Source organism: Microbispora sp. NPDC088329 (assembly GCF_040685655.1).
In the GTDB taxonomy this organism is placed as follows: Bacteria; Actinomycetota; Actinomycetes; order Streptosporangiales; family Streptosporangiaceae; genus Microbispora.
Genome location: NZ_JBFBIP010000018.1, coordinates 149,013 through 175,336 on the forward strand (window position 1 = coordinate 149,013; position 26,324 = coordinate 175,336).

22 protein-coding genes are annotated in these 26,324 nt (G+C 71.5%); 10 read left to right on the top strand and 12 right to left on the bottom strand.

The window, feature by feature from the left end:
• Positions 1-203: 203 nt before the first annotated feature.
• On the bottom strand, positions 204-422 hold the full coding sequence (locus tag AB0O28_RS28910; RefSeq protein ID WP_363645546.1) for a hypothetical protein: 219 nt from the start codon (positions 420-422) through the stop codon (positions 204-206).
• A gap of 472 nt (positions 423-894) precedes the next feature.
• On the opposite strand from AB0O28_RS28910, the gene AB0O28_RS28915 reads away from it, so the two are divergent.
• From AB0O28_RS28915 to AB0O28_RS28925, 3 genes are all read left to right on the top strand, one after another.
• Positions 895-1,383, top strand: coding sequence for a DUF4870 domain-containing protein (locus AB0O28_RS28915; RefSeq protein WP_363645548.1), 489 nt, complete (start codon positions 895-897; stop codon positions 1,381-1,383).
• A 328-nt stretch (positions 1,384-1,711) separates the two neighbouring features.
• Positions 1,712-2,641: a hypothetical protein gene (locus tag AB0O28_RS28920; protein WP_363645550.1), complete on the top strand. Its 930-nt coding sequence runs from the start codon at positions 1,712-1,714 to the stop codon at positions 2,639-2,641.
• A 21-nt stretch (positions 2,642-2,662) separates the two neighbouring features.
• Positions 2,663-4,480 (top strand): serine/threonine-protein kinase, encoded by a 1,818-nt coding sequence (locus tag AB0O28_RS28925; RefSeq protein ID WP_363645552.1) that lies wholly within the window; start codon positions 2,663-2,665, stop codon positions 4,478-4,480.
• Positions 4,481-4,488: 8 nt separating this feature from the next.
• Here the strand turns inward: AB0O28_RS28925 and AB0O28_RS28930 are convergent, their stop codons facing one another.
• The 7 genes from AB0O28_RS28930 to AB0O28_RS28960 are packed head-to-tail and all read right to left on the bottom strand — an operon-like array spanning position 4,489 to position 12,069.
• Positions 4,489-5,400 (bottom strand): formylglycine-generating enzyme family protein, encoded by a 912-nt coding sequence (locus AB0O28_RS28930; protein ID WP_363645554.1) that lies wholly within the window; start codon positions 5,398-5,400, stop codon positions 4,489-4,491.
• Positions 5,400-6,818 (bottom strand): sulfatase, encoded by a 1,419-nt coding sequence (locus AB0O28_RS28935; RefSeq protein ID WP_363645556.1) that lies wholly within the window; start codon positions 6,816-6,818, stop codon positions 5,400-5,402. Before AB0O28_RS28935 ends, AB0O28_RS28930 begins: the two co-directional genes overlap by 1 nt.
• Positions 6,815-8,296 carry a sulfatase-like hydrolase/transferase gene (locus AB0O28_RS28940; RefSeq protein ID WP_363645558.1) on the bottom strand — a complete coding sequence of 494 codons (1,482 nt, stop codon included), beginning with the start codon at positions 8,294-8,296 and terminating at the stop codon, positions 6,815-6,817. The genes AB0O28_RS28935 and AB0O28_RS28940 overlap by 4 nt, the downstream gene beginning before the upstream one ends.
• Positions 8,297-8,304: 8 nt before the next feature.
• A complete protein-coding gene (locus tag AB0O28_RS28945; RefSeq protein ID WP_363645560.1) occupies positions 8,305-9,303 on the bottom strand; it encodes an aliphatic sulfonate ABC transporter substrate-binding protein in 999 nt (332 codons plus the stop codon).
• Complete coding sequence (locus AB0O28_RS28950; protein ID WP_363645562.1) at positions 9,300-10,097, bottom strand: ABC transporter ATP-binding protein; 798 nt, start codon at positions 10,095-10,097, stop codon at positions 9,300-9,302. Before AB0O28_RS28950 ends, AB0O28_RS28945 begins: the two co-directional genes overlap by 4 nt.
• Positions 10,094-10,894, bottom strand: coding sequence for an ABC transporter permease (locus AB0O28_RS28955; RefSeq protein WP_363645564.1), 801 nt, complete (start codon positions 10,892-10,894; stop codon positions 10,094-10,096). The genes AB0O28_RS28950 and AB0O28_RS28955 overlap by 4 nt, the downstream gene beginning before the upstream one ends.
• Entirely contained in the window at positions 10,894-12,069 is a 1,176-nt protein-coding gene (locus tag AB0O28_RS28960) for an ROK family transcriptional regulator (RefSeq protein WP_363645566.1), read from the bottom strand. Before AB0O28_RS28960 ends, AB0O28_RS28955 begins: the two co-directional genes overlap by 1 nt.
• 220 nt (positions 12,070-12,289) lie before the next feature.
• Here AB0O28_RS28960 and AB0O28_RS28965 point away from each other — a divergent pair, with 220 nt between their 5' ends.
• The 5 genes from AB0O28_RS28965 (at position 12,290) to AB0O28_RS28985 (ending at position 16,523) form a co-directional block, all read left to right on the top strand.
• Entirely contained in the window at positions 12,290-14,590 is a 2,301-nt protein-coding gene (locus AB0O28_RS28965; RefSeq protein WP_363645568.1) for a family 43 glycosylhydrolase, read from the top strand.
• A gap of 116 nt (positions 14,591-14,706) precedes the next feature.
• Positions 14,707-15,093 (top strand): hypothetical protein, encoded by a 387-nt coding sequence (locus AB0O28_RS28970; RefSeq protein WP_363645570.1) that lies wholly within the window; start codon positions 14,707-14,709, stop codon positions 15,091-15,093.
• Positions 15,094-15,100: 7 nt separating this feature from the next.
• Complete coding sequence (locus tag AB0O28_RS28975) at positions 15,101-15,493, top strand: hypothetical protein (protein WP_363645572.1); 393 nt, start codon at positions 15,101-15,103, stop codon at positions 15,491-15,493.
• 104 nt (positions 15,494-15,597) lie between these two features.
• Positions 15,598-16,005 (top strand): hypothetical protein, encoded by a 408-nt coding sequence (locus AB0O28_RS28980; RefSeq protein ID WP_363645574.1) that lies wholly within the window; start codon positions 15,598-15,600, stop codon positions 16,003-16,005.
• Positions 16,006-16,160: 155 nt separating this feature from the next.
• A complete protein-coding gene (locus AB0O28_RS28985; RefSeq protein ID WP_363645576.1) occupies positions 16,161-16,523 on the top strand; it encodes a hypothetical protein in 363 nt (120 codons plus the stop codon).
• A gap of 17 nt (positions 16,524-16,540) precedes the next feature.
• Here AB0O28_RS28985 and AB0O28_RS28990 read toward each other — a convergent pair whose 3' ends face one another.
• Both AB0O28_RS28990 and AB0O28_RS28995 read right to left on the bottom strand, forming a co-directional pair.
• Positions 16,541-16,900: an STAS domain-containing protein gene (locus AB0O28_RS28990; protein ID WP_363645578.1), complete on the bottom strand. Its 360-nt coding sequence runs from the start codon at positions 16,898-16,900 to the stop codon at positions 16,541-16,543.
• Positions 16,890-18,242 carry a GAF domain-containing SpoIIE family protein phosphatase gene (locus AB0O28_RS28995; RefSeq protein WP_363645580.1) on the bottom strand — a complete coding sequence of 451 codons (1,353 nt, stop codon included), beginning with the start codon at positions 18,240-18,242 and terminating at the stop codon, positions 16,890-16,892. Before AB0O28_RS28995 ends, AB0O28_RS28990 begins: the two co-directional genes overlap by 11 nt.
• A 164-nt stretch (positions 18,243-18,406) precedes the next feature.
• Here AB0O28_RS28995 and AB0O28_RS29000 point away from each other — a divergent pair, with 164 nt between their 5' ends.
• Both AB0O28_RS29000 and AB0O28_RS29005 read left to right on the top strand, forming a co-directional pair.
• Positions 18,407-22,687 carry a SpoIIE family protein phosphatase gene (locus AB0O28_RS29000; RefSeq protein ID WP_363645582.1) on the top strand — a complete coding sequence of 1,427 codons (4,281 nt, stop codon included), beginning with the start codon at positions 18,407-18,409 and terminating at the stop codon, positions 22,685-22,687.
• A complete protein-coding gene (locus AB0O28_RS29005; RefSeq protein WP_363645584.1) occupies positions 22,684-22,989 on the top strand; it encodes an STAS domain-containing protein in 306 nt (101 codons plus the stop codon). Before AB0O28_RS29000 ends, AB0O28_RS29005 begins: the two co-directional genes overlap by 4 nt.
• A gap of 5 nt (positions 22,990-22,994) precedes the next feature.
• On the opposite strand, the gene AB0O28_RS29010 is transcribed toward AB0O28_RS29005, so the two are convergent.
• Complete coding sequence (locus tag AB0O28_RS29010) at positions 22,995-24,008, bottom strand: small ribosomal subunit Rsm22 family protein (protein ID WP_363645586.1); 1,014 nt, start codon at positions 24,006-24,008, stop codon at positions 22,995-22,997.
• Positions 24,005-26,263 carry a polysaccharide lyase 8 family protein gene (locus AB0O28_RS29015; RefSeq protein ID WP_363645588.1) on the bottom strand — a complete coding sequence of 753 codons (2,259 nt, stop codon included), beginning with the start codon at positions 26,261-26,263 and terminating at the stop codon, positions 24,005-24,007. The genes AB0O28_RS29010 and AB0O28_RS29015 overlap by 4 nt, the downstream gene beginning before the upstream one ends.
• Positions 26,264-26,324: the final 61 nt, after the last annotated feature.

Sequence of the window (26,324 nt, forward strand, 5' to 3'; positions counted from 1 at the left end):
CGGCCGTAGACCAGCCCGAGTGTCGCCCCTGCCATGGGGGACGCGACGAAGTCGGCGAGGTTCTCCCACTCCGTGTTGCGGCCGAACAGGAGCTCCGGCTTCTCCAGCAACGGCTGCCCCCCCGTAGCAATTGATAGCTGCACCTATCATAGGTGTAGCTATCAATCCCCGCGGCCACCTTTGCAGTGCGGAGCGTCCTGGCGTCAGGCGTAGAGGAACCAGAAGTTGCCCCCGCCGGTGCCCCATTCGCAGCGGAAGGACGTCCACCAGCCCCACTGGATGCCCAGGTTGCCGCCGTTGTAGCAGTCGGCCTGGTAGTAGTAGGCGTAACGGATGCTGTCGGCGTGCGCCGGAGCGGTGCCGACGGACACCAGGCCGGCGGCCAGGGCGGCGGAGACGAGGAGAGCCCGTACCGTACGCATGCGATCCTCCCGGGGTAGTCGCCCACAGCGGTGAGCGGCACCCGCACTGTCGCATCGTCGATTCCGCCCGGCCAGAGCCACGGAAGGGAAGCCGGACCCGACCTGCCGAACCTCCGGGACCACGCTGAAAGGTTCACGATGTCCCGGATGCCGGTGTCATTCGCGCCCAACAACTCGGCGCGTATACCTACTTACAGTCCCTCAGGTGACATAACCACCGAGACAGGATTCCAGGGATCATGACAACCAGTATCGGTCGGTGCATAATTGGCGAGCACCAAGCGACATAAACCAGATCGGCAGGACAGCGTTGCGCATCCCCCCACGTCCGCCCGGCGACTGGTCCTTCAACCCCCCTCCGGGATGGCCGACCCCGCCCGCGGACTGGTCGCCGACGGAGGCATGGAGCGGCCCCGAGCCTGACTGGCCCGCCGCCCCTCCCTACTGGTCCTGGTGGGTCAGGACCACGCCGATGAAGGACCTGCCCGTGCAGGACCCGCTCGCCCGGCAGACGCCGCCGATCCCCGGCCCCCCGCCGTACGTCGGCCCGGCATCGCAGCACGTCTCCGCTCCCTCGTATTGGACCGCTCCACCGCTGCCCGATCCGCGGCGCACCGCGATGTGGGCGCATCTGGGCGCTCTTCTCATGGATCTGGGTGGTCTGCTCACCTGCGGGATCACCTCGCTGCTGCTGTGGATCCCCCCTCTGGTCATCCACAACGGGCGAAGCGCGGGCGATCCCTTCGTGCGCCGGCACGCCCGGCAGGCGCTGAACTTCGCCTTCACCGAGTTGCTGGCCGTGCTGGTCCTGCTCGTGCTGTTCGCCGTGGCCGCACCGCTCGCCGTGCCGCTCACGCTGGCCGTGTGCGTCACGACGGTCGTTCTCAGAATCATCGCCGCGACGGCCGCCAATCGCGGCGAGCCGTACGTGTATCCCCTGGCCATTCCGTTCCTGAGCTGAGCGCGGCCCGGAGGCCGACAGGCAAGAAAGATCGATGGTGAACATCCCCCCACGCCCCGGTCCCGACTGGACGTTCAACTCACCGCCGGGATGGCCGGCGCCCCCCGACGGCTGGGTGCCCGACGAGGGCTGGGCCGGGCCCGAGCCGGACTGGCCCGCGGCCCCGCCCTACTGGAACTGGTGGCAGCGGACCGGCGGAACAACCACGCCTCCCGCACCGGCCGTCGAACCGGCTGAAACGCTCCCGGCTCCTCCCTTGGCTCTGGTTCCTCCCTTGGCCCCGGTTCCTCCTTTGGTCCCGGCGCCCCGGCAGGTCGCTCGGCCTCCGATGGCCGCCTGGGTCAGGGGGCCGATTCCGCCCGGCCTGAGGTTCCACCTCCTGGGCCGGACGTCCCCCCACCGGCTGCCCCGCGTCGTCGCCTCGCTCGTCGTCGGCGCCGTGCTCGTCGCCGCCGTCGCAGGCATCGTCCGGATGCTGGTGAGGGCCGTGGCGGTGAGCGCGGGATTCGGTGAGGAGGACCCGTCCCGGAAGGTGTCCGACGGCCAGTGGGACCTGCTCGGCTCCGTCTTCCCGAACATCGCCGTCCTCGGATGCGTCTGGGCCGTCCTGGTCGTGTTCCAGTCCCGCCCCCTCTCGACCCTCACCTCCGTGGAGGGCACCATCCGCCACCGCTGGCTGGGATGGTGCGCCTGCATGGCGGCCGCTGCGGTCTTCGCCGGGGACATGCTCAGCTTCCTGCTCGGACAGCTCGACGGTTCGACGCAGCGGCCCTTCTACTACTGGGCCGAAGGCCTGTCCACGACCACCATGTATCCCACTTTGATCATCATCGTCCTGACCGTCCCCGCCATGGCCTGGTGGCCGTACATGATGTGGGGCCTGGTGCTGCAGGCCCCCGGCGTCAGAACGGGCAGCCTCTGGCCGGGAGTCGCGCTGGCCACCGCGGTCTCCGTCATCGCGGACGGCGCGCTGGCCGGCGGCCAGTACGGCCCGCGGGATCTGCTCACCAGTGTCGTCTTCGCTCTCACGGGCTGCGCGCTCGTGGTGTTCACGGGAGGGCTTGAGGCCGGCCTGGCACTGAGCGTCATGCTCTTCCTCAAGAACGCGTTGAAGATCCTCGGAATCGAGCAACTGCAGGTGCAACTGCTGCCCGCCGGCGGTCTCTACGCCTTCGGCCAGTACGCCGGCCTCGTGCTCTACGCGATCGCCGCGATCGCACTCGCCAGAATCCTCCGCATCCGCACGGTCTCTCCCTGACGGATGAAGGACCCGAACGACATGCCCGGGGAAACCTTCACCCGGGTGAAGACGGCGATCAGCGGCGATCCCGAGGACATCGGCCCCTACCGGATCGTCGGCAGGCTCGGCGCCGGTGGCATGGGCGTCGTCTACGCGGGCGTGGATCGGCACGGCACTCAGGCCGCCGTCAAGCTGATCCACGCGGCGTACGCGCACGACGCCGAGTTCCGCACCCGGTTCGCCAGGGAGATCGGCATCGTCAGCCGCGTCCGTGGGCTGTGTACGGCCAGGGTTCTGGCGGCCGACCCGGACGCGCCCCTGCCGTGGCTGGCCACGGAGTACGTGTCCGGACCGACGCTGGACGAGCTCGTCTCCCTGCGCGGCCCGCTGCGGGAGGAGGAACTGCGCAGCCTGGCCGCCGGGCTGGCCGAGGCCCTGGTGGCGATCCACGCGGCGGAGGTCATCCACCGGGACCTCAAGCCCACCAATGTGCTGATGTCTCCCGTGGGACCCCGCGTCGTCGATTTCGGCATCGCACGAGCGCTGGACGCGACCGCCATCACCCGCTCGGGCATGGTGATCGGCTCTCCCGGATGGATCAGCCCGGAGGAGTATCACGACGGTCCGATCACCGCGGCCGTCGACGTGTACGGGTGGGGCCTGCTCGTCGCCTACGCCGCCTCGGGCAGGCCCGCGTTCGGGCCCGGGCGTCCCGAGGTCCTCGCGCTGCGCACCCTGAGCGAGCCGGTCGACACGGCAGCCGTGCCCGGCACGCTCCGCGGGCTCGTCGACGCCGCCCTGCGGAAGGACCCGCACCAGAGGCCCTCGGCCGAGGAGGTGCTCTCGGGCGTCATGGCGTCCCAGGAGCCCGGCCAGGCGACGATCGAGCTCACCAGGCTCCTGGAGCGTACGTGGGAAGCGAAGATCGAGGCCGAGCGGGCATGGCCTGCTCCCGCCGAGCGGCGTCCGCCTCGGCGCCGGCTTCTCGTCGCGGGACTCACCGCCGCCGTCGTCCTGGCAGGCCTGGGGGTCGCCGTCGCCACCACCTCACAGCGGCTGGGCGACGGTACGGACACGGGTGCCACGGCTCGAATCGCCCCCGTCTCGGCCCCGGCCGTCACATCGGCTGTCACATCGGCCGTCACGCAGGCGGACGTTTCCTTCGCGCTCTCATCGCCGCCCGCTTCGGACCCGGCCCCGAGCCCCTCGCCGAGCGCGAGCCCGTCGCCGAGCCCCTCGCCGAGTGCGTCGCCCAGCCCGAGCCCGTCGCCGTCCTCCAGCCCCAGCCGTTCACCGAAACCGAAACCGAAGCCCAAGCCCAAGCCGGCGTACGTCCGCTTCGTCAGCGATCGCGGCATCGCGGCGAACCTTCCCCCCGGCTGGGAGGCGACGGGAAGCGCGGACCGATACTGCCTCCTTCCGCCCTTCACGATCGGCACCTCCCGGTCCGACTGTCTCGGCGGCATCGATTTCGCACGGGGCAGGGATTACGACCTGACCAGCACGTCCTTCGCGGCCGAGCAGAGCGGTGCCGTGTGCGGCCTGGTGAGTTACGCCTTCGAACCCCCGAAGGACGCGTGGCGCTACGACGAGATGACGCGCCCGGGGCCCAAGCTCCTGCTGCACGACAGCGTCATCGTGGGCGGGCACCGCGCCTCACACGTCCGCTGGAAATACTCCTGCCGCTACCGGACGGTCACGTCGGAGATCTGGTATGTCCCCGACCTGAAGGTCGTCTTCTTCGTGGACGACATGACCGACAAGCACCGCCCGTCCTACCTGAAAATCTTGTCGACCGTCGACTTCTCGAAGCTGGAGAAACTGCTCCGTACGCCCACCCTTCAGGAGACGGGCTGACGACGTGCTCACAGCGCGACGGTGCGGAATCCGGCGTTGGCCATGGAGGAGTCGGGGGTGTTCGACGAGCGCGCCGAGTTGCGGTAGCGGTTGCAGTAGGAGTCGTGGCACAGGAACGAGCCGCCGCGCAGCACCCGGGCACTGCCGCGCAGCGGGCCGCGCGGGTTGTCCTCCGGCGAGTAGACGTAGTAGTCGGGCGCGTACCAGTCCGCGCACCACTCCCAGACGTTCCCCACCGTCTGCCACAGCCCGTACGCGTTGGGCTCGTACGTCCGGACCGGGGCGGTCGTGAGATAACCGTCGTCCAGGGTGTTCTCCGTGGGGAAGACGCCCTGCCAGATGTTGACCTGCCAATCTCCTTGAGGCAGGTCGTCGCCCCAGGGATAACGGGCGCCGTCGAGGCCGCCACGGGAGGAGTACTCCCACTCGGCCTCGGTCGGCAGCCGCCTGCCCGCCCAGGAGCAGTAGGCCATCGCGTCGTTCCAGCTCACGTGGACCACCGGGTGGTCGGGTTCCGCCTCCGACAGCCGCCCGGCGGGGTGCCGCCAGTCGGCCCCGCGCACTCCGACCCACCAGGGGGTGCCGGGCACCGGACCCATCAGGTCGCCGGGGTGGGCGCGCATCGCGAGGTGGAAGACAGCGGAGAAGCCGTACTCCTCGGCCTCGGTGCGGTAGCCGGTCGCCTCGGCGAAGGCCGCGAAGTCCGCGACCGTCACGGTCGTGGCGTCGATCGAGAACGGCGCCACGGTGACCGCGTGCACGGGCCCCTCGCCGTCGCCGGGGTTGCCGTCGCCGGTGGCGTCGCCCATGCGGAACTCGCCGCCGGGCAGGCGCACCTGCTCGATCCCGTGGAGCCCGTGCGCCGTGAAACGGACCGGCTCCAGCGGCTGCCCCGGCGTGGCGGGGGTGCAGCAGGACATCAAACTCCTTCCGGCACCGGCTGGCTGGGATGCGGCTCGTCGCCGAGGGCCGCCTGCGCGTGCCACATGCGGACCTTCATCTCCTCGCGGATCTCCCGGTAGGCCGGGTCGTCGTAGACGTTGCGCAACTCCTCCGGGTCGGCCTCCAGGTCGTACAGCTCCCACTCCCCGGGGTAGGTGAACGCGCCCGTGCCGGGGATGCCCATGCCGTCGTTGTAGAAGTAAATGATCTTGTAGCGATCGGTCCGGTAGCCGTAGTGGGCAGGCGCCTTGTGGAAGACGTCGTCGTGCTCCCAGTAGCGGTAGTACATGCCCTCCGCGGGAGGCGGGCCGGGCTCGCCGGTCAGGTCGGCGAGGAAGCTGCGGCCCTGCATCCGGGGGTGGTGCGCCACCCCGGCCGCGTCCAGCACGGTCTGCGCGAAGTCGACGTTCGTGACGATCCCGCCGTGCACCTGACCGGCCGGGATCCGCCGCGGATAGCTCAGCACGAGCGGCATCCGCAGCGACTCCTCGTACATGAACCGCTTGTCGAACCAGCCGTGGTCGCCGAGGAAGAAGCCCTGGTCGGAGCAGTACATCAGCAGCGTGTCGTCGAAGTCGCCGCGTTCGCGCAGCCAGTCGACCACCCGGCCGACGTTGTCGTCCACCGACGCGACGACGGCCAGGTAGTCCTCCATGTAGCGCTGGTACTTCCACAGCGCCAGTTCCTCGTACGACAGCCCCTCGGGCGGGTCCTGCTTGAGATCCTCGGCGTTCAGGTGCTCGGCGATCCGCATGGCGGCCCGGCGTGCCGACGACGAGCGCGTCGCGTAGTCGTCGTCGAACGTGGACGGAACAGGGATGGGGTCGGTGTACATCCCCGCGTGCTTGTCGTCCGGCTCCCACGGGCGGTGCGGCGCCTTGTGATAGATCAGCAGACAGTAGGGGTCGTCGCCGTCGAGCGAGTCGGCCCATCTCAGCGCCATGTCCGTGATGAGGTCGGTGGCGTAGCCGGGAACGGTCCGCAGGCCCTCCTCCGACAGGAACGACGGGTCGAAGTACTCCCCCTGCTCGATCAGCACGTCCCAGTAGTCGAACCCCTGAGGGTTGTGCCCCGGGCCGTCCCCCATGTGCCACTTGCCGACGATCGCCGTGCGATACCCGGCCGCCTTCAACTGGCTCACGAACGTCGGCTGCGTCGCGTCGATCGGCGTGACCAGCGTCGAGACCCCGTTGACGTGCGAATACGTCCCGGTCAGGATGCTGGCCCGGCTCGGCGAGCACAACGCGTTCGTCGCGAAGCAGTTGTCGAACCGGACGCCGAGGTCCGCGATCTCGTCGATCCGCGGCGTCCGGTTGACGACCGAGCCGTACGCGCCGACCGCGTGCGACGCGTGGTCGTCGGTCAGGATCATGACGATGTTCGGACGCCGGCTCATCGGTACGTCGCCTCGTCCAGCCCGCTCAGCGTGGGGTCGTACGACACCTCGCCCACGTCGTACATCGAGGTCATCCAGTGGTAGAAGTTGTCGCCCCGGTCGCGCAGCACCTGGTAGAGCCGCCGCATCAGCCGTCCGCGCACCTCCGCCATCTCGGGGTGGTTGTAGACGTTGAGCAGTTCGTCCGGGTCGGTGAACAGGTCGTACAGCTCGTTGGTCGAGTCGGGGTTGACGACCAGCTTGTAGCGGTCGGTCCGGATCATCCGCTGCGGGTACGGGAAGTGGTGCCCGTGGAACTCGCAGACGATGTCCTGCTCCCACGGCACCTCGTGGGTGGAGGCGAGCGGCACGAGGCTGCGCGAGTCGACCGCGGGGGCGGGGTCGATCCCGGCCAGGTCCAGGATCGTCGCCGTGCAGTCCAGCAGGCTGACGAACTCCGTCCGGACGACACCCGGCTCCTGACCGGGGATGCGCAGCAAACCGGGCGTGCGGTAGATGTCCTCGTACATCGCCGGGCCCTTGTCGTGCAGCCGGTGGGCGCCGGTGAACTCACCGTGGTCGCAGGTGAAGAACACCGCCGTCTCGTCGTTCAGGCCGAGGCGCCGCATGGCGTCCATGACCCGCCCGATCTCCATGTCGATGAGCGCGACGTAACCCCAGTAGACCGCGATGAGCTTGCGCGTCACCTCCAGCGGCATGGTGTCGAACGTCCAGTGCGCGCTGTAGTTGGCCTGCACCGGCGGCTTGCCGGCGAAGGTCTCCGCGATCGACTTGGGCAGCTCGACCAGCTCGGGGTCGAACATGTCGAAATACTCGTCCGGCACGATGTACGGCAGGTGCGGGCCGAAGAAGTTGAGCTGCAGGAAGAACGGCTTCGGGTCGGCGGCGTACCGCTCCAGCATCTCGATCGCCCGGGTCGCCAGGTAGTGCTCGAACGTCGCCTCTACCGGCTGGCGCAGCCGCGCGGCGAGCAGGTTGCCCGGCCCGCCGTTCGGCAGCGTCCCGCGGATGCGGTCGTGGATCTCGTACGGCGGCAGGTCGTTCGCCTTGAGATAGTCGAGGTAGTCGGGGTGGTCGACGGGGTTGTGCCACCCCGGCAGGTCCGGCCCGTCGAACCCGAAGTCGGCCGCCCGCCGGTGGTGCCCGACGTGCCACTTGCCGATGAGCCCGCAGTTGTATCCGGCGTTCCGCAGGGCCGTGGAGAAGGCCCACTGGTCGTCGGGCAGGTCCTCGATGTAGCCGACGTTCCTCTCGTGGTTGGCGAGCAGCTTGTGCCGGAACGGCGCCTGCCCGGTGAGCAGGCTCGCCCGCGCCGGGGTGCAGATCGCGGTGGGCGTGTACCAGCGGTCGAACCGCGTCCCGGTCCTGGCCAGCTCGTCCAGCACCGGAGTGGCGGCCAGCCGGTTGCCGTACGCCCCCAGGGTGTCGGCCCGATGCTGGTCGGTCATCAGGAACAGAACGTTCAACGGGCTGGTCACTGGGCTCGTCACTTGGCCGCGCCCGTGAACAGGTCGCCGGTGTAGTACGTCTTCGGGTCCACGGCCGAGGGCAGCTTGCCCGCGCCGACGAAGTAGTCACCCATGCCGCTCAGCCACTTCTCGATGGTCCCGTCCTTGCTGTAGCCGTCCAGCTCCGCGAGCGACAGCACCTTGGAGTTGGCGGCGTCGGCCTTGACCTGGTCGGCCGGCAGCTTGAGCATCTCGGCGGTCGCGGCCACGGTCTCGTCGAGGTGCTCGCTGCGGTACTGGATGGCGTCGCGCAGCACGCCGATGACCTTCTCGGTCTTGTCCTTCTCCTTGGCGACGACATCGTTGCCGGCGACGAAGGCGGTCGGGAACGACACGGTGTCGGCGAAGTCCTCGTTCTTGGCCAGCTCGACCAGGTCGGGAACGGTCTTCTTGATCGTGGAGATCGCCGGGTACCAGAAGCCGGCCGCGTCGATCTGCTTGGAGGTGAACGCCGACACGATCGTGGACGCGTCCATCGGGACGATCTTCACGTCGTCCTTGGTCAGCCCGGCCTTCTTCAGCGCGAGCGTGAGGATCATGTCGCCGGAGGTGCCCTCGGGCACCCCGATCGTCTTGCCCTTCAGGCCCTCGATCGAGGTGATGCCGGCCTGGGCGATGACGCGGTCGGCGTTGCCGAGCGTGTTCAGCGCGACGACCTTGGCCTTGCCGGAGGCGGGCAGCCACATGGCGCCGGGACCGATGTAGCCGAAGTCGAGGTCGCCGGTGCCCAGCGCCTGGATCTGCAGCGGGCCGTTGGTGAACACGCTGACCTTGGCGTCGAGGCCGTGCTTCTTCCACAGGCCCTGCTTGTCGGCCACGGCGAGCAGGCTCGCGCCGTTGAAGTCGGCGATGTAGCCGAAGTCCACGTGGGTGGTGCCGCCGCCCGAGGCGCTCGAGTCGCCGGAGTCGTCCGACCCGCAGGCGGCCGCCAACAGTGCCACGACGACCGCCGCGGTGGCCAGGAATGTCTTCTTCATTGCGCGGGCTCCTTGATCTGCCGCTGGTGGTACACCGCATGCCAGACGCGGTTGCGCAGCGCCCCGAACTCGGGGCTCAGCCGCATGTCCTCGTCCCGCGGATAGGGGAGGTCGACCTCGATGACCTCGGCGATGCGACCCGGCCGGGCGGCCATGACGACCACCCTGTTGGCGAGGAACACCGCCTCGTCGACGTCGTGGGTGATGAACATGACCGTCCGCCGCTCCTTGCTCCAGGTCTCCAGGAGCTGCTCCTGCAGCCGCACCCGGGTCAGCGCGTCCAGGGCGCCGAAGGGCTCGTCCATGAGCAGGATCGACGGGTTCACCGCGTACGCGCGGGCGATGGCGCACCGCTGCTTCATGCCGCCCGACAGCGTCTTGGGCAGCGCGTCGGCGAACTGCTCCAGGCCGACCAGGCGGATGAAGTGCTCGGCCCGCTCCCGCCGCTCCCCCTTGGGGACCTTCGCGGTGCGCATGCCGAACTCGACGTTCTCCCGGACGGTCAGCCAGGGGAACAACGCGTACTGCTGGAAGATGACGCCGCGCTCGGGGCCGGGGCCGGTGACCGGCCCGCCGTCCACCAGCGCGGTGCCGCCGGTGGGCTGCTCCAGCCCTGCGAGGATGTTGAGCAGCGTGCTCTTGCCGCAGCCGGAGGGGCCGACGACGGTCACGAACTCGTTGTCGGCGATGTCCAGCGAGACGCCGCCGAGCGCGACGAACGGCTCCTTCCCTACGGGGAAGACCTTCTCGACATCGCGTACGGAGATCTTGGGTGTGATCTCGGGAGTGCTCATCGGTTCTCCTGCCAGGCCGTCAGCTTGTTGCCGGCGATCATGAGCAGCCGGTCCATGATCAGGCCGAGGACCCCGATCGCGATGATGCCGACGAAGATCGTCGGAAGGTCGTAGTAGAGCTGCGCGCTCTGCATCCGGTGGCCGAGCCCCGCCTGCGCGGCCAGGAGCTCCGCGGCCACCAGCGTGCCCCAGGCCGAGCCGAGCCCGACCCGCATGCCGACGAGGATGAACGGTGTGGAGGCCGGCACCACGACGCGGCCGAAGATGGTCCCGTCGCCGGCGCCGAGCACCCGCGCGGCGTTGATCAGCGTCCTGTCCACGTTCACCACGCCCTGGTAGGTGGAGATGACGCAGGACAGGAACGCCGCCAGGAAGATGACGAAGATCTTCGGGCTCTCCCCGATGCCCATCAGGACGAGCACCAGGGGCAGCATCGCCAGCGGCGGGATCGTGCGGAAGAACTGGATCCACGGCTCGAACAGGCCGCGGGCCACGGTGTACCACCCCATGACGAAGCCGACGATCACCGCCGCGATCGAGCCGAGGGCGAACCCGGCCAGCACGCGCCCGAGTGAGGCGCCGACGTCGGTGGCGAGCGTGCCGTCCTGGAGCATCTTCCAGGCGGCCGACACGACCTCGGCAGGGGTGGGGAACTGGAGCCCCGCCAGGGACAGCCCCCACCAGATCGCGATTCCGGCCACGATCGAGATGATGTTGAGGACCAGGAAGGTCCGGTTCTTGCGCGGCCGGGCGGGGGCGTTGCCGTCCCTCGTGGCGCCCGCGGTGGTCACGGCCACTATCGGCCTCCGTCCGTCGTGACGTTCGCTTCGTATCCGGCGAGCAGGGGGGACTCGTGGAACAGGGCCGCGATGGCCCCACGCGCGCCGCCGTCGTCCGAGAGCAGGGCGGGGCGGATCACGGGCGCCGCGTCGGTCCACCACGACAGCTCGTAGGTGACCGTGTCCGCGACCTGCCGCAGCAGGGCCGGAGCGATCTGGATGATCTCGCCGCCGAGCACGATCTCGTCCGGGTTGAGGGTCATGACCGCCGTGCCGAGCACCCGGCCGACCGCCGTGCCGGCCTCGCGGAGCACCTGGTCGACGACCGGGTGGGCGATGTCCACCGCGGCCTTCAGGTCGTCCAGCGTGTCCATGGGCACGCCGTGCTCCCGGCACCGCCCGAGGATCGCCGGGACCGACGCCACGGTCTCGACGCAGCCGCGCTTGCCGCAGCGGCACTGCGCGCCGCCGGTGACGGCGGTCACGTGACCGAGCTCGCCCGCGAAGCCCCGCGAGCCGCGCACCAGCTGGCCGCCCACCACCAGCCCGCCGCCCACCCCGTCGGACAGGCGCAGGTAGATGAGGTCGCGTACGGAGTCCGACTGGGCGTGCAGCGCCTCGGCCAGCCCGGCGAAGCGTACGTTGTTGTCCACGGTCACCGCCGCGTGGAAGCGCTGGGCGAACACGTCCGCGACGCCGTCGGCGCGGGAGCGGTCGCCCCACCCCGGCACGCCGATCCCGATGGCCTGGAGCGCGCCGTAGTGGACTCCCGTCTCCGCGCTCAGCCGGTCGATCAGGGCGAGCCCGGCGTCGAGACGCTCGGGCCACTGCGCCGACTCCTCGTAACGGGCCGTCCCGGACGCGATGATCTCGTGCGCGGCGTCCGCCACCAGGACGTTCACCCGGCGGTGACCGAAGTCGACGCCCATGTACTGCCCGGAGGCGGGGTCCAGCGCGAGCCGCTCGGCCGGCCGGCCGCTGCCCACCCGCTCCACGGCGTCGGTGTCGACGACGCGGATGGCGCCGCGGTTGAGGAGATCGCTGGTGATCTCGGAGACCGTGGTGCGTGACAGGCCGACCCGGGCCGCGATCTCGTTGCGGCTCTGCGCGCCGTTCTGGCGAAGCACGCGCAACACCCGCTCCTCATGAGAGCGGCGCACGAGGGCGTGCACGCCGTTGGGGGTCGTTGACACGCTGGCAACCTAAGGTTCTTCTGTTTTTTACGTCAACCATCCGGCAAAAAGAATCGATAAATTCGTCCGGGATCCTGAAGAAACCTCTGACCAGCATGGACACCCCCGCGACAAGCTCCCCGGCATCCTGCCGCATCCGCCGGTGCTCTCTGTGACAGGTGGGACACGGGATTCTGACGGCGTCTCGACGGAAAAATTTCACCTGTCTACGGTGCTCGCCGTGAGACAACTGGTGATCGGAGCCTTACTCCTCGCGTCCACCGTGGTCCCGGCGACGCTGCCCGCCCAGGCATCGACAACGCGGGCATCGACCGCGCAGGCGCCGCCCGGACCCACCCACGCCACCTACTCCAACCCCGTGAGCGGCGACGCCGTGCAGACCTTCCCCGATCCCGCGATGATCCGGGGCAAGGACGGCCTCTGGTACGCCTACGGCACCACGAACCCGATCGACGGCAAGAACGAGCACATCCTGCCGATGCTCAAGTCGGCCGACATGGTCCACTGGACGTACGCCGGGGACGTCTACACCGGGGACGACCACCCCTCGTGGTGGCCGAACGGCACCCGTCCCTGGGCGCCGGACATCCGGTACGTCAACGGGGCCTACCACCTGACGTACTCGCTGTCCACGAGCGGTGTCGGGCTCGCGACCAGCCCGCACCCGACCGGGCCGTGGACCGATCGCGGCCGGATCGTCCCGGCGGGCGGCAGCGGCTGCCCGACCAACGACATCGACCAGGCCGTCTACACCGACGTGAACGGCGACAACTACCTTTACTGGGGCAGCTACGACACGATCTGCGTGGCGCGGATGAACGCCGAGGCGACCGCGGTCACCGGCGAGGTCACGCGGATCGCCCACGGGCGCCGCATGGAGGGCGGCTTCGTCGTCCGGCGCGACGGCAAGTATTACCTGTTCTACTCCGACGCCGGATGCTGCGACGGCGCGTTCAGCGGCTACACCGTCAAGGTCGGCCGGTCCGACAGCCCGCTCGGGCCGTTCACCACCCCGACCGGCGTCAACCTGATGGACCTGACCAGCAAGGACGGCATCGTCCTCGCGGCCAACGGCAACGGCTGGGTCGGCCCGGGCCACAACGCCGTCCAGACCGACCTCAGCGGGCAGGACTGGCTCGTCTACCACGCGATCCCGTCGTCGGCTCCCGAGTTCGGGCGGGTCACGACGACCTGGGGCACGACGATCAGCAATCTGGCCCGCCGGCCGCTGATGATCGACCGGCTCGACTGGATCGACGGCTGGCCGGTCGTACGGGCCGGGGCCGGACCGTCCACCGGCGAGCAGCCGGCGCCGGTCACCACGTGGAGCGTGGGCAGCACGTTCAACGACGGCACGGCCGGGTGGACCGGGCCGTGGAAGCCCGCCTCCGACCCCGACTCGCTCGGCTACCTCACCGGCAAGGGCTCGACCAGCGAGCTCAGCGACGGCCGCATCCAGGGCGACGTACGCGTGGAGGCCGACCTGCGGCTGCGCGAGGGCGGCGCCGCCGCCGGGCTCGTCGTGACCCGCGAGAACGGTTCGAAGGACGTCACCGCCTGGATCGACCGCGAGCGCGGCGAGCTCGTGGTGACGGCCAAGGTGCGAGGGAGGACGACGACGGCGAGCAGCCCCCTGCCCGCCTCGTTCGGCTACGGCTCCTGGCACAACGTCGCCGCCGAGCGGCGCGGAAACGCCCTGGCCGTGTCGGTGTCGGCCGACCGGCTCGGCGACCCGCTGGCGCAGGTCGTCATGACGTTGCCCGAGGGCGCCCCCACGTCCGGCGCCATCGGCGTGGTCGCGCGCGGCGCCGCCGACGCCGACAACGTCGGGGCCGCTCCGCTCTACCAGCAGGTCACCGAGCGGGTGCCCGACCCCGTCCTGGGCGAGCGGCTCCCGGCCTACTCCGACGAGTTCGACGGCACGGGCACGCCCACCGGCTGGACCAGGGTCCGCAACCCCTCGGCCGCCCTGTCGGGCGGCTCCCTGGTCTGGCCGACGCAGAACGCCGAGCTGTTCCAAGGCACCAACACCGCGTCGATCCTGCTCCGCGACGCGCCGCAGGGTGACTTCGCCGTCGAGACGAAGCTCACCTTCAACGGCACGAAGGGCAACCAGCAGGCCGGTCTGCTGCTGTACGAGAACGACGACCGGTGGCTGAAGCTCACGCACACGGTCCTGCCGCTGGCCAACGGCGGCGGCGCGGTGCTGCACCAGACCGAGTTCGGCAAGGAGGGCCCGCGGCCCGGCACCACCCCGCCGACCGCCGTCGCCAACGCGCCGATGTTCGGCGGCCCGGCCGCGGAGACCACCTGGCTGCGGCTGCTCTACCACTACGACGAGGAGAACGGCGAGCACGACGTCCGGATGGCGTCGAGCACCGACGGCACCCACTGGATCTGGGGCGGCACCTGGTCGCTGCCGCGCACCGGGCCGGTGCGGATCGGCCTGATCTCGATGAACACGGCGGGCGCCACGGCCACCTTCGACTACCTGCGGACGTACGAGGTGACCAGCCGATGACCGGTGAGCGGCCGCCCCTTCACCCGGGGGGCGGCCGCTCGACGGACGGGGAATGATCCGGCCCGGTTTCCGCCGGGGCCGGGACGCGGGACCGCCGCCGGGGTAGAGGCACGTCGATGCCGATCACCCTGCCGACCGCCCTGCGAACCACCATGCCGATCATTCACGCCCTCACGCGATCCCTGGACCGCCGGCCGCGACGGCCCGCGCCGGTCGCCGTCGCGCTCGCCGTCGCACTCGCCGTCGTGCCGGTCCTCGCATCGGGGAACGCGTATGCGGCGGCGGCCGGAGACGGCAACGGGAACGGCTCGGCCGTACGCGCGGGCAACGGCTCGGCCAACCGCACCATGGTGGTGATGGGCAGCACGCGCCTGAGCGGCGTCCTCCATCAGATAGCGACGGGAGTGGGCGGGCTGAGCAGCGTGCAGGGCGGTCTGTGCAGGCCGCGCGCCCGGCTCTGCACACTCTCCCAGGACATCCGCGCCCGGACGGCCGCGCGGTGAACCGCTGATGCGCGCCCGCGTCCTGGTGGCGGTCACGATCGTGACGGCGGGACTCGTCACGTCGCCGCCCTCCGCCGCCGGGCGCGCGGCGGTCACCCCTGCGACCGGCTACGGCGACCGCAACGGCGCCGGCGCCGACGTCCGCATGGGCAACGGGATACGCAACGTCAGCCAGCTGACGGTGGGCAGTGCGAGAAACGGGACGGGCATCCAGCAGAGGACGGTCGGCGTCAGCGGTGTCGCCAACGCGCAGAGCACGATCTGCGGGCGGCGGTCCCGCTTCTGCGACGTGACGCAACGCATACGGGCATCGGACCGGCAGAGCGAGATGATCACCCCTCCGGGCGCGCGAATCCGGCGGGACGCCAAAAAGACCGGCATATCACCAGAGGTCGGTTAATCCTCGTCCAGCCGCCGTGACGGGCGCGTCCACCCAGGGTAGATGCCCGGCAGGTCCGCGCGAACGGATCTCCATGACGGACATCGGGGAAGGCGCACGAGAACATGGCTCGTCACGCTCGTCACAGCGCTCGTCACTGGGCTCCTCACGCCCTCGTCGGCCCGGCGGCGCGACTGCTGGCGGTGACCGCGCTGACGCTCACGAGCGCGGGGGTCGCGCTCGCCCCCGTGAGCGCGGGCGCGGCGACGAGCCGGGGATGGGGCGGTGGCGACGGCAACGGCGTGAGCTCCAGATATCGGGTGAACAACGGCCAGAACAACCTGAACTCCCTGCTCGTCGGCAGTCAGTGGAACACGGCGGGCACCCAGCAGGTCATCACGGGCGTGGACGCCTCGGTGAACACCCAGGCCGCCAACTGCGTGCACCGGCCCGGGTGCAGGGGCTCCCAGAATCTCCGGGGCCGCAACCAGAGCTCCCCCAGGACAAGCGGGACGGTGAACTCAGGACGGTGAGCTCAGGACCCTGGAACTCGGGACGCTGGAACTCGGGACGCTGACGGCACCCGAACGGCCGGGAACGGGGACACGCACGCCGGGGAACACCGGGCGGCGACCGCGGACAGCTAGCGTGTCAGCATTCGGCAACCATGGGCGACAGGCGGTGGCGGATGCTTCATTCACGCGGTGCGTCTCGGAGCGGTGCGTCTCGGAGGGCCCGGCTGTCCGCCGCCGCCCTGACCTCCGCCCTCACTGCCGCCCTCACCGTCTCCGCCGCCGCGCAGGTCCTCCTCGCCGCCCGCGCGGACGCGCGGGCCGTACGGGGGGACGGGGACGGTCCGCGCGCCATCGGGAACGGCACCCGCAACCGGAACATCGTCCACCTCGACAGCCCCACCCGCAATCGCGGTCACCAGCACACGGCGGCCAGCACGGCCGGCGGGGCGACCAGCGTGGCGGACGGCTTCTGCCGCGGAGCGAGGAACTGCGACATCAGGCAGAACATCGCCGTCGTGGTCGCCGCGCCTCTGTAGACGCCCCCGCTCGCGCCTCATCCGCTCAGCGCGCGTACGGCCTCTTCCGGGCTGTCGTAGAAGGAGAGCAACCGGTCCAGGCCCATGATCTGGAAGACGCGGGCGATGTCGGCGTCCAGACCGGCCAGGAGCAGGGCGGCGCCCGCGTCGTGGGCGCGCTGATGGGCGGCGACCAGCGTGGCGATGCCGGTGGAGTCGCAGAAGGTCAACCCGGACAGGTCGATCACCAGGTCGGTGCCCGGGCCGAACGTGACCTCCTCCAGGGCCGCCCGCAGGCGTGGGGTGGTGTGATGGTCGAGGTCACCGGCCACGACCAGCAGGCGCGGACCGGAGGTATGCGGCTGAAGGCTGATGGTCAGACCGTTGTCATGCTGCACCGAGACTCCCGGATGACGGCGTTCGAGTGGCGGGCGGGACGGAGAGGGCGAGGACCGCGGTGTCGTCTGACACTCCCGTGCCCAAGGCCGTGATCAGGTCGTGCACGGTGGTCAGGAGGGCGTCGGCGCTCGTGGGCCCGGCGGCGGCGAGGTAGGCGGTCAGCCCGTCCTCGTCGAGCATCGAGCCCGTCGGCGTCCGCGCCTCGGTGAGGCCGTCGGTGTACAGCAGCAGTGCGTCACCGGCGTTCAGGCGCGCGCTCACCTGGGCGAAGTGAGGATTGCGCAGGATGCCGATCAGCTGTCCCCCGGCCGGGTGGATGGGCTCGACGGCGCCGCTCGCCCGCACCGCCAGCGCCGGGGGGTGGCCCCCGGTGGCGAGTGTGACGCCGAACCCGTCGCCGTCGGGCTGCAGGACGCCGAAGACCGCCGTGCAGTACGGCGCCGGGGCCTCACCCCCCGCGTGCTCCTGTTGCAGGACCGCGTCGAGATTGGCCAGCACCGCGTGCGGGTCGGCGTCGTAGACGGCCGCGGCGCGCAGGGTGTAGCGGACCAGGGACGTAAGCGCGGCGGCGTCGGCGCCCTTGCCGCAGACGTCGCCGAGGAAGAACCCCCACCGGTCGCCGTCGAGGGGGAACAGGTCGTAGAAGTCGCCGCCCACCTCGTCCGCCGAAACGGGGTGGTAGGCGGCGGCCGCGCACAGTCCGGGCACCCGGGGCAGCGCCGGCGGAAGCAGGGTGCGCTGCAGGGTGCGGGCCAGCCGCTCGGCGCCCGCGCGCAGTTCCCTTTCGACCTCGACCGTACGGTGCGTGGCCAGCCGCACCTCGAGTTCGTCCATGACCAGGCCCGCCAGGTCCCGCAGGCAGGCCAGCTCCTCCTCGCCGGCCTCACGGGGGCGCACGTCCATGACGTTGACGCTGCCCAGGGCCTCGCCGTCGGGCGTCGTGATCACCGCCGCGGCGTAGAAACGGACGCCCGGCTCGCCGTACACCGCCGGGTCGCCGGCCGCCCGCGGGTCCAGCAGCGCGTCGTTGACGACGTACGGGCCGCCGTGCCGCACGGCCGCGGCGCACAGGCTCTCGACGAGCGCGCGGCGCGGTGGCAGCCCGTGCGCGGCGACGACGCGGACCGTGCCGTCGCCGACGACCGTCACGGTGGCGAAGGGGGCGTGGAAGATCCGTGCGGCCAGGGCGGCCACCCTGTCGAACGCGGCGCCGGTGGCGGTGCCCAGGGCCGCGTAGCGGTGCACAGCCGTGAGGCGGCGCGCCTCCGCGGCGGAGGCGGGCGGCAACTGCCTGCCGGGCGCTTCGTCGACGGTGCTGACCTCTGGCTCCTTCCGTCCCACCGGCCCGCGGCCCCCCGGGGGCCCACGTGAACGGTGAATGATTTGCCCTATCCTACGAAACCATTGAACTGTTGCTTCCCTGACCTGCCGGACTCGCGTGATGGCCGGCCCACGACGCGACAACGGCCCACGACGCACCGGCCGTTGAGGAGAAGGCGAAAGCGATGAGCGGGGCGGCGGAACCGATGTCTGTTGAGGACGGCCAGCCCGTCGAGCTGCTGTTTCCCGGCGACAGCGAGATGGCGCGGCGGATGCGCGGCCATTCCTGGTCCGAGACCTCCATGGGAGACCCGGCGACCTGGCCGACGAGCCTGCGCACCGCGTGCCGGATCTGCCTCACCTCCCGGTTCCCCATGATCGTGTGGTGGGGGGAGGAGCTGCGGTTCCTCTACAACGACGCCTACCTGCCCCTTCTCGGGTCCAAGCACCCGGCGCTGGGCAAACCGGGCGACCAGGTGTGGACGGAGATCTGGCACACCATCGGCCCGATGCTGAAGTCGGTGATGAGCTCGGGCGAGGCCACCTGGTCGGAGGACCTGCTGCTGCCGATGAACCGGCACGGCTACTGGGAGGAGACGTACTGGACGTACTCCTACAGTCCGCTGCACGACGACGACGGCACCGTGCGGGGCGTGTTCACCGCGGTCAGCGACACCACCGAGCGGGTCATCGGCGAGCGGCGCCTGGCGGTGCTGCAGGACCTCGGCGCCCAGGCGGGCCACGCCCGCAGCGTCGCCGAGGCGTGCCAACTGGTCGCCGAGGTGCTGGAGCGGTCGGGCTCCGACGTGCCCTTCTCCGCCGTCTACCTGCGCCGTCCCGGCACGGACGAGCTCACGCTGACAGCGACGAGCCCGAGTGGCGCGACCGTGTCCCCCCTGCCCGGCGGGCCCGGCGACTGGCCGCTGGAGCAGGTGTTGCGCAGCGAGACGCCCGTCGTGGTGACCGACGTGCCGGAGCGTTTCGGCGCGCTGCCCTCGGGGGGCTGGCAGACGCCGCCGACGCAGGCCATGGTGCTGCCGCTGGCCGGTGAGACCGGCGGCCAGACCGTCGGGGTGATGGTGCTCGCGGCCAGTGCCGGCCGCGTGCTCGACGAGGCGTACGAGTCGTTCCTCTCCCTGGTGGCGCGGCAGACCGCGGCGCTGGTCAACGCCGCCGTGGCCTATCAGCTCCAGCAGCGCAGGGCCGAGGAGCTGGCCGAGCTCGACCGGGCCAAGACGGCCTTCTTCTCCAACATCAGCCACGAGTTCCGCACCCCGCTGACGCTGATCATGGGCCCGGTGCAGGAGCTGCGGACCGCGCTCGCCGGCGGGCCGGCCCGCGAGGGCGTGCTGAGCGGGGACCGGTTGCGCGAGGAACTGGACATGGTCCACCGCAACGGCCTGCGGCTGGGCAAGCTCGTCAACACGCTGCTGGACTTCTCCCGCATCGAGGCCGGCCGCATGCAGGCCAGGTATGAGCCGGTGGACCTGGCCGCCGTCACCGCCGAGCTGGCCGGCGTCTTCCGCTCCGCCATCGACAGGGCCGGGCTCGCCTTCGAGGTGGACTGCCATCCCCTGGACGAACCGGTGTACGTCGACCGGGGCATGTGGGAGAAGGTGGTGCTCAACCTGCTGAGCAACGCCCTGAAGTTCACCTTCGACGGCTCCGTCCGGGTCGCGCTGCGCGCCGGGGACGGGCACGCGGTCGTCACCATCGCCGACACCGGCATCGGGATCCCGCGGCACGAACTGCCGCGGCTGTTCGAACGGTTCCACCGCATCGAAAGCGCCAGGTCGCGCTCCAACGAGGGCAGCGGCATCGGGCTGGCGCTGGTGAAGGAGCTGGTGGGCCTGCACGGCGGCACGATCACCGCCGAGAGCGCCGAGGGCGCGGGAACCACGTTCACCATCCGGCTGCCCTTCGGCGCCGCGCACCTGCCGTCCGAGGCCGTCGTGCCGGCCCGGCAGGCGGACGCCGCGTCGGACACGACCCCGGGCGCGGTGTCGGACGCCGCCGACCCGTTCGTCGAGGAGGCCCTGCGCTGGCTCCCCTCGGAGGAGGGGACGACGGCGGACCAGACCCGTTCGCCGTCCACCTCCGCGCAACCGGGCTCCCCGCACGTGAGCTCCCCACACCCGGGCTCCCCACATCCGGGCTCCCCACATCCGGGCTTCGACGGGCCCCCGCCACGGGTCCTGATCGCCGACGACAACGCCGACATGCGGGACTATCTCGCGCGACTCCTGCGGCCCGCCTACGAGGTCACTCTGGTGACCGACGGCCAGGCCGCCCTGGAGGCCGTACGCGACGACGCCCCCGACCTCGTCGTCAGCGACGTCATGATGCCGCGCCTGGACGGCCTGCAACTGGTGGCGGCGCTGCGGGCCGACCCGCGCACCGCCGGGGTCCCGGTGCTGCTGCTGTCGGCCCGCGCGGGCCAGGAGGCCTCGATCGAGGGCCTGGAGGCCGGCGCGGACGACTATCTCGTCAAGCCGTTCTCCGCCGCCGAGCTGCTCGCACGGGTCCAGGTCAACGTGAAACTGGCGCGCATCCGCGGCCGCCACACGCGGTGGCAGACCGCGATGATCGAGTCGCTGCAGGAGGCCTTCTTCGTCTGCGACGACAACGGCGCGGTCATCGAGATCAACCAGGCGTTCACCGACATCCTCGGATACGGCCCCGAGGGCCTGCCCTACACCGCGCTGCATCCCTGGTGGCCAGGGGAGGCCGAGGACCCTGTGGCGCACCGGATCGTCGCCGAGGCGTTCGAGCAGCTCGTGAGCCGGGGCCGGGGCAGCTGCGTGGTCCCCCTCACCCACCGCGACGGGCACCAGATCTGGGTGGCGGTGACGTTCACCGACGTCGCCGATCCCACGACGGGCGAGCGCAGGGTCGTCGGCACCCTGCGCGACGTCACCGCCGAGCATTACCTCGTGCAGCGCGAGACCGCCCTGGCCGCGCTCAGCGTGCGCGTCTCCGAGGCGAGCAGCGTGCCCGACGCCCTCACCGGGGCGCTGCAGGAGCTGCGCGACGTCTGGCGCGCCCGGCAGGTGACCGCCGCGGTGTGGCACGCGGAGCCTGCGCACCACGGCGAGACGGAGTGGGAGCCGGTGCTGTTCTGCACCGACTCCGAGGCCACCTGGCACTCTCTGCCGGACGACCTGCGGGAAAGGCTCACCGAGCTGCGCGACTTCCCGCCGTTGCGCCCGGTCGCGAGCGAGGCGGACGGGGCCGGCATCACCCTGGAGCACCCCGAGGGGATCATGACCCTCTGGATAGACCTCGGGCAGAACCGGCCTTTCACCGCCGAGGACCAGACGCTGCTCGCACTGCTGTCCGGTCATCTGGGGCAGGGCCTGCACCGGACCCACCAGCTCGACCAGCAGCGCGAGGCGGCGGTGGCGCTCCAGCGCGCCATCCTCGGCCCGTCCCACCTGCCCGACGGTTTCGCCGTACGGTACGAGCCGGCCACCCGGCCGCTGGAGGTCGGCGGCGACTGGTACGACATCGTGCCGCTGCCGGACGACCGCATCGGCATCGTGGTGGGCGACTGCGTGGGACGCGGGCTGGAAGCCGCGGCCGTCATGGGCCAGCTGCGCAGCGCCTGCCGCGCCCTGCTGCTGCAGGAGGCCGGTCCCGCACAGGTGCTGAGCGCGCTGGACAAGTTCGCCGCGCTGGTGCCCGGCGCCAAGTGCACCACCGTGTTCTGCGGCGTCCTCGACACCACGACCGGCCGCCTCGTCTACTCCAGCGCGGGCCACCCGCCCGGCATCCTGGCCCACTCCGACGGCACCACGGAGCTGCTGGAGGGCGGCCGTTCGACCCCGCTCGCGGTGCGCCCCGGCCACTCCCGGCCCGAGAGCAGCTGCACGATGCCTCCCCGCTCCACGCTGCTGCTCTACACCGACGGTCTCGTCGAGCGCCGCCGCAGCCCGCTGACCGCCGGCATCGACCAGGCGAGCGCCGCGGTGCAGGACGGCCGCGCGGCCCCCATCGAGGATCTGGCGACGCAGGTCATGCGCCGCATGACGCCGGACACCGGTTACAGCGACGACGTCGCGCTCCTGCTGTATCGCCAGCCGGCGCCGCTCGATGTGGCCTTCCCCGCCGAGTCCAGCCAGCTCGCCCCGGTCCGTACGGCCCTGCGTGACTGGCTCAACCGGTGCGACATCACCTCCTCGATGGTCCAGAACGTGCTGGTCGCGGCGGGCGAGGCCTGCGCCAACGCGATCGAGCACGGCCACCGCGACGCCCCGGGCCGCACCGTACGCCTGCGGGCCGTCGTCACGGCGGGTGATCTGTACCTGACCGTCGCCGACACCGGCCGATGGAAGCCTCCGCAGCCCGAGGTCAACACGCACCGCGGCCGGGGCGTCGCGCTCATGCGCGCCCTTATGCAGCACGTCACCATCCAGCCCGGCGCCGCCGGCACCACCGTCGACATGCACGCGAGGATCTCCCGATGACGACTCCCCTGACCCTGGCTTCGTCCCGCCGTTCCGACGGCACCCCGGTCCTCACCGTCAGCGGCGAGATCGACATGAGCAACGCCGGTGATCTCGATGCCGCCCTGAACAGCGCCGCAGGCGACGACGGTCCCGCCCTCCTGGTCGACCTGAGCGCGGTCGAGTATCTCGACAGCGCCGGCCTGACCGTGTTGTTCGCGCACGCCCCGCAAATCGAGCTCGTCGCCAACGAGCTGCTCGCCCCCGTGCTGACCATCTCCGGGCTCGCGGAACTGACCACGATCCACGGGCTCGCGAACTAGGCGATCTAGGGAACGCGCGGCGGCCAGGCGTCGCCCCAGACGACATCGCGCGCCTCGCGGTAGGTCTCCCCCTGCCGCTTGGACACCGCGTGGTCGGCCAGCCCCTCCCCCTCCGTGCACAGGCGCAGCGTGACGAGCCCCTTGCGCTTGAGGGGATGGCGCAGGATCCGGCTCTCCGCGCGCGGCCACGGCCGGGCCGACGCCGCGACGTAGGAGAACTTCTCGTCCTCGAAGCTCAGCGTGCCGTCCTTGATCCGCCGGTGCAGGGCGCTGCGGTTGAGGCGGACGGCGAAGTGGCACCAGTCCTGGTCCGGGCGGATCGGGCACTCGCCGTCGTGCGGGCAGGGGGCGACCAGATGCAGGCCCAGCCCGGCCAGCCGGCGCCGGGCCGCCGCGATCCGCGCGTACCCGGCGGGCGTGCCCGGCTCGACGACGACCAGCATGCCGGCGTCCCTGGCCAGGGACGCGACCACGTCCTCCTGAACGTCGGGCGACAGCTCGCCGAGCACGTACGACAGCGTGACCAGGTCGGCCGCCGGCGAGGGCGGGGTGCGGTCGACGGCCGCCTGCTGCCAGCGCGCCTCGCGTACGGCCGCGGCGGGTGCGCGGCCGGCCAGCCGCCGCCCGAAGGCGATGGCGGCGGGAGACTGCTCCAGGACGGTGACCGTGCGCAGCGTCGGCCAGACCGCGCTCGCGGCCCACAGCGCGCTGCCCGTGCCGCCGCCCACGTCCACCTGGGTCACCGGCGCGAACCCGGGCGCCAGCAGGGCGACCTGGCGCAGCGCCGCGCTCACGGCGCTGTAGGTCGCCGGCATGCGATACCCGGCGTACGCGGCGACCGCGACCTGCGAATGCAGCGCGGGCACGCTGCGGTCGAAGCCCTCCCGGTACTGCCGGATGAGCGTCTGGACGCTTCGCGTCAGTTCGGCCGCCGGGAAGCGGCCGAGCGACTCTTCCAGCGCGTCTTCCAGGTCCAGCGCGTCGCGTGGGTGATCGGGCACGGTTGGCACGGCGTTCATGATGACAGGAGTCGTACGGTCACCGTGTGGGAGGCGCCCTCGCGATCGGCCAGTGCGCCGAAGACCAGGGTCAGCCGCGGCCCGGTCCGCGCGTCCCGCAGGAGCGGATGCCCGCGCGTGATCCCGGCCACCGGGCGATCCCACGTCACCGTCAGCCCGTCGAGGTCGCGCCGGGGGTCGGCCACCGTCACCGTGGCCGTGCCGTCGCCGAGGTCGCGCACGAGGACCGCGCAGGGATCGGAGGCCGTCAGGCCGCCCGCCCGTCCCCCGCTCCAGAAGTTCACGGCGGTGACGCCCAGCGACGGCACCTCGACTCCCTGCCGGGCGGAGGTGTTGGCGAGCACCCGGGCCCAGCCGGGATCGGCGGCCCGTGCGGCGGTCGCGGCCTCACCCGCCCCCGGCATGAGGTGGTAGACGTAACCGGCCGCGTCCGGGTCCACGCCGTGGTCCAGCCACAGTGTCGTGTACGCCCGGGTCGCCCCGCCGGCCGTGCGTGCCTCGCGCAGCGTGCGCAGCGGCTGTGCGGCGGGCAGGACGTAGCCGCCGTGCCCGTCCAGATGGGCCCAACCGGCGCCCACCGTGAGCCGGGCGCCGGTCCTGCGGTTGTCCACGACGGTCTCGACCGGCACGCCGTCCCTGCAGGTGATGCCGGCGCCGAGGCAGACCACGGCGTCGTCGAGGAAGAACCACGATTGGAACGCCTCCAGCGTGCTCTGCAGGCCGTACAGGTGCTGGCCCACGGCGGCGTACACGCCGTCGGTCGCGCCGCCCACCCAGTCGGCCGGCGGGCGGGTGTCACCCCACGCGCCGCCCGCGCCGTCGCGTAACCGCCGCGTGGAGACCGTCGTGCCCGGCAGCCGGTACGGATCCACGGTGGGCCAGAACCAGTCGGAGTAGTGGTCGCCGTCACCTCGCGCCCACCAGTAGAGCATTCCGGAGCCGGTGTGCCAGCCCCGCAGGTTCTCGCCGTTGCCGTACTCGTAGCGGGCGACGCGGGAGGAGGCCATGCTGAGCGCCGCGCACCAGCCGGGCCCGCGGTGCACGGCGCGGGCGCTCATGGGGAACAGGCGGTGCCCGCCGGGCTCGGCGGCCACCGGGACCGCGTCGTCGTCCAGCACGGCGGCGAGGCGGGCGTGGAACGCCAGGTCGCCTGCCTCGGCCGCCGTGAGCATGGGTTTCGCGGTGTCACGCACGGCCCAGCCCTTGACCATGGCCCGCCAGCGGGCCCGGTCGGCGTCCGGGGCCGTCTCCGCCAGCAGCAGGACCGCCGCGGCGATCTCCCGGCCCCTCCTGTGGTCGCCGTACGGCCGCCTGTCGACGCCCCGCCCGCGTACCAGGTCCATGCACGCGCCGTCGTGGACGAACGGCGCGAACGACCGGTCCACCGCGTCGAGGACGGTGTGCGCCACCGGGTCGGTGATCTCCCACGGCGTGCCGCGCAGCACGGCGAACAGCGTCGCGAGGCCGGTCAGCAGCACCGCGCCGTACCCGCCCTGATAGGGGACGGACCCGTGCTGGATGAACGAGCCGTCCCGGTAGAAGCCGTCGCCCTCGGTGACGTAGGGGAACACCGGGGAGAGCGCGGAGGCCGCGAGCGCGGCACGGCCGGGGTCCTCGCCGGCGATCGCCCGCAGCAACGTCACCGTGCACAGATCGACCCGGTTCGCTCCGGTGCTGTTGCCCTCGTAGTCGTCCAGGCGGCTCTCCGGGACGAAGTCGTCCACCGCCGCGCACAACGCGGCGCTCTGCGTGCCGGTGAGGTGCGGGGCGGCCAGCACGGCCGCGTCGAGCAGCGCCCTGGGCGTCCCGATCCGCCAGTCCCACCAGTTGCCCACGGGCTCGGCGCCGGGAGAGTAGACACGCCGCACGACGTGCTCCACGCCGGTGGCGACGGCCGTGCCGAGACCGGGCTCGGCGGTCAGCCCGGTTCCCGGCAGGGCGTACGCGCGGGCCATCGCCCGCAACCGCGCGGGGGTCGCGTCGAGGGAGGGAAACGGAAGGTCCGGCCACAACGACCGGTCGGTGGGGTTCATGGCGTCGCGGTGCGCGCGTGCCCGGGCTCCCAGCTCCGCGAGCCGCGTCCGGTACGGCTCGGCCCGCGGGTCGAGCAGCTCCGTCCCCAGTGTGACCTCCCGCCAGCGGCGGCGCAGCAGGGCGAAGGTCCCGGTGGGGACCCTCTCGGGGGGCGCGCACGCCGCGGCCAGCGCGGCGAGCCCGCTGAGCTGCAGAAATAATCGCCGAGAAGGTCCTTTCACACGGAGATTATCCGCGCGATCGGGCCCTTTCGTCGATCTTCGGCAGACACCTGTGGGAGCG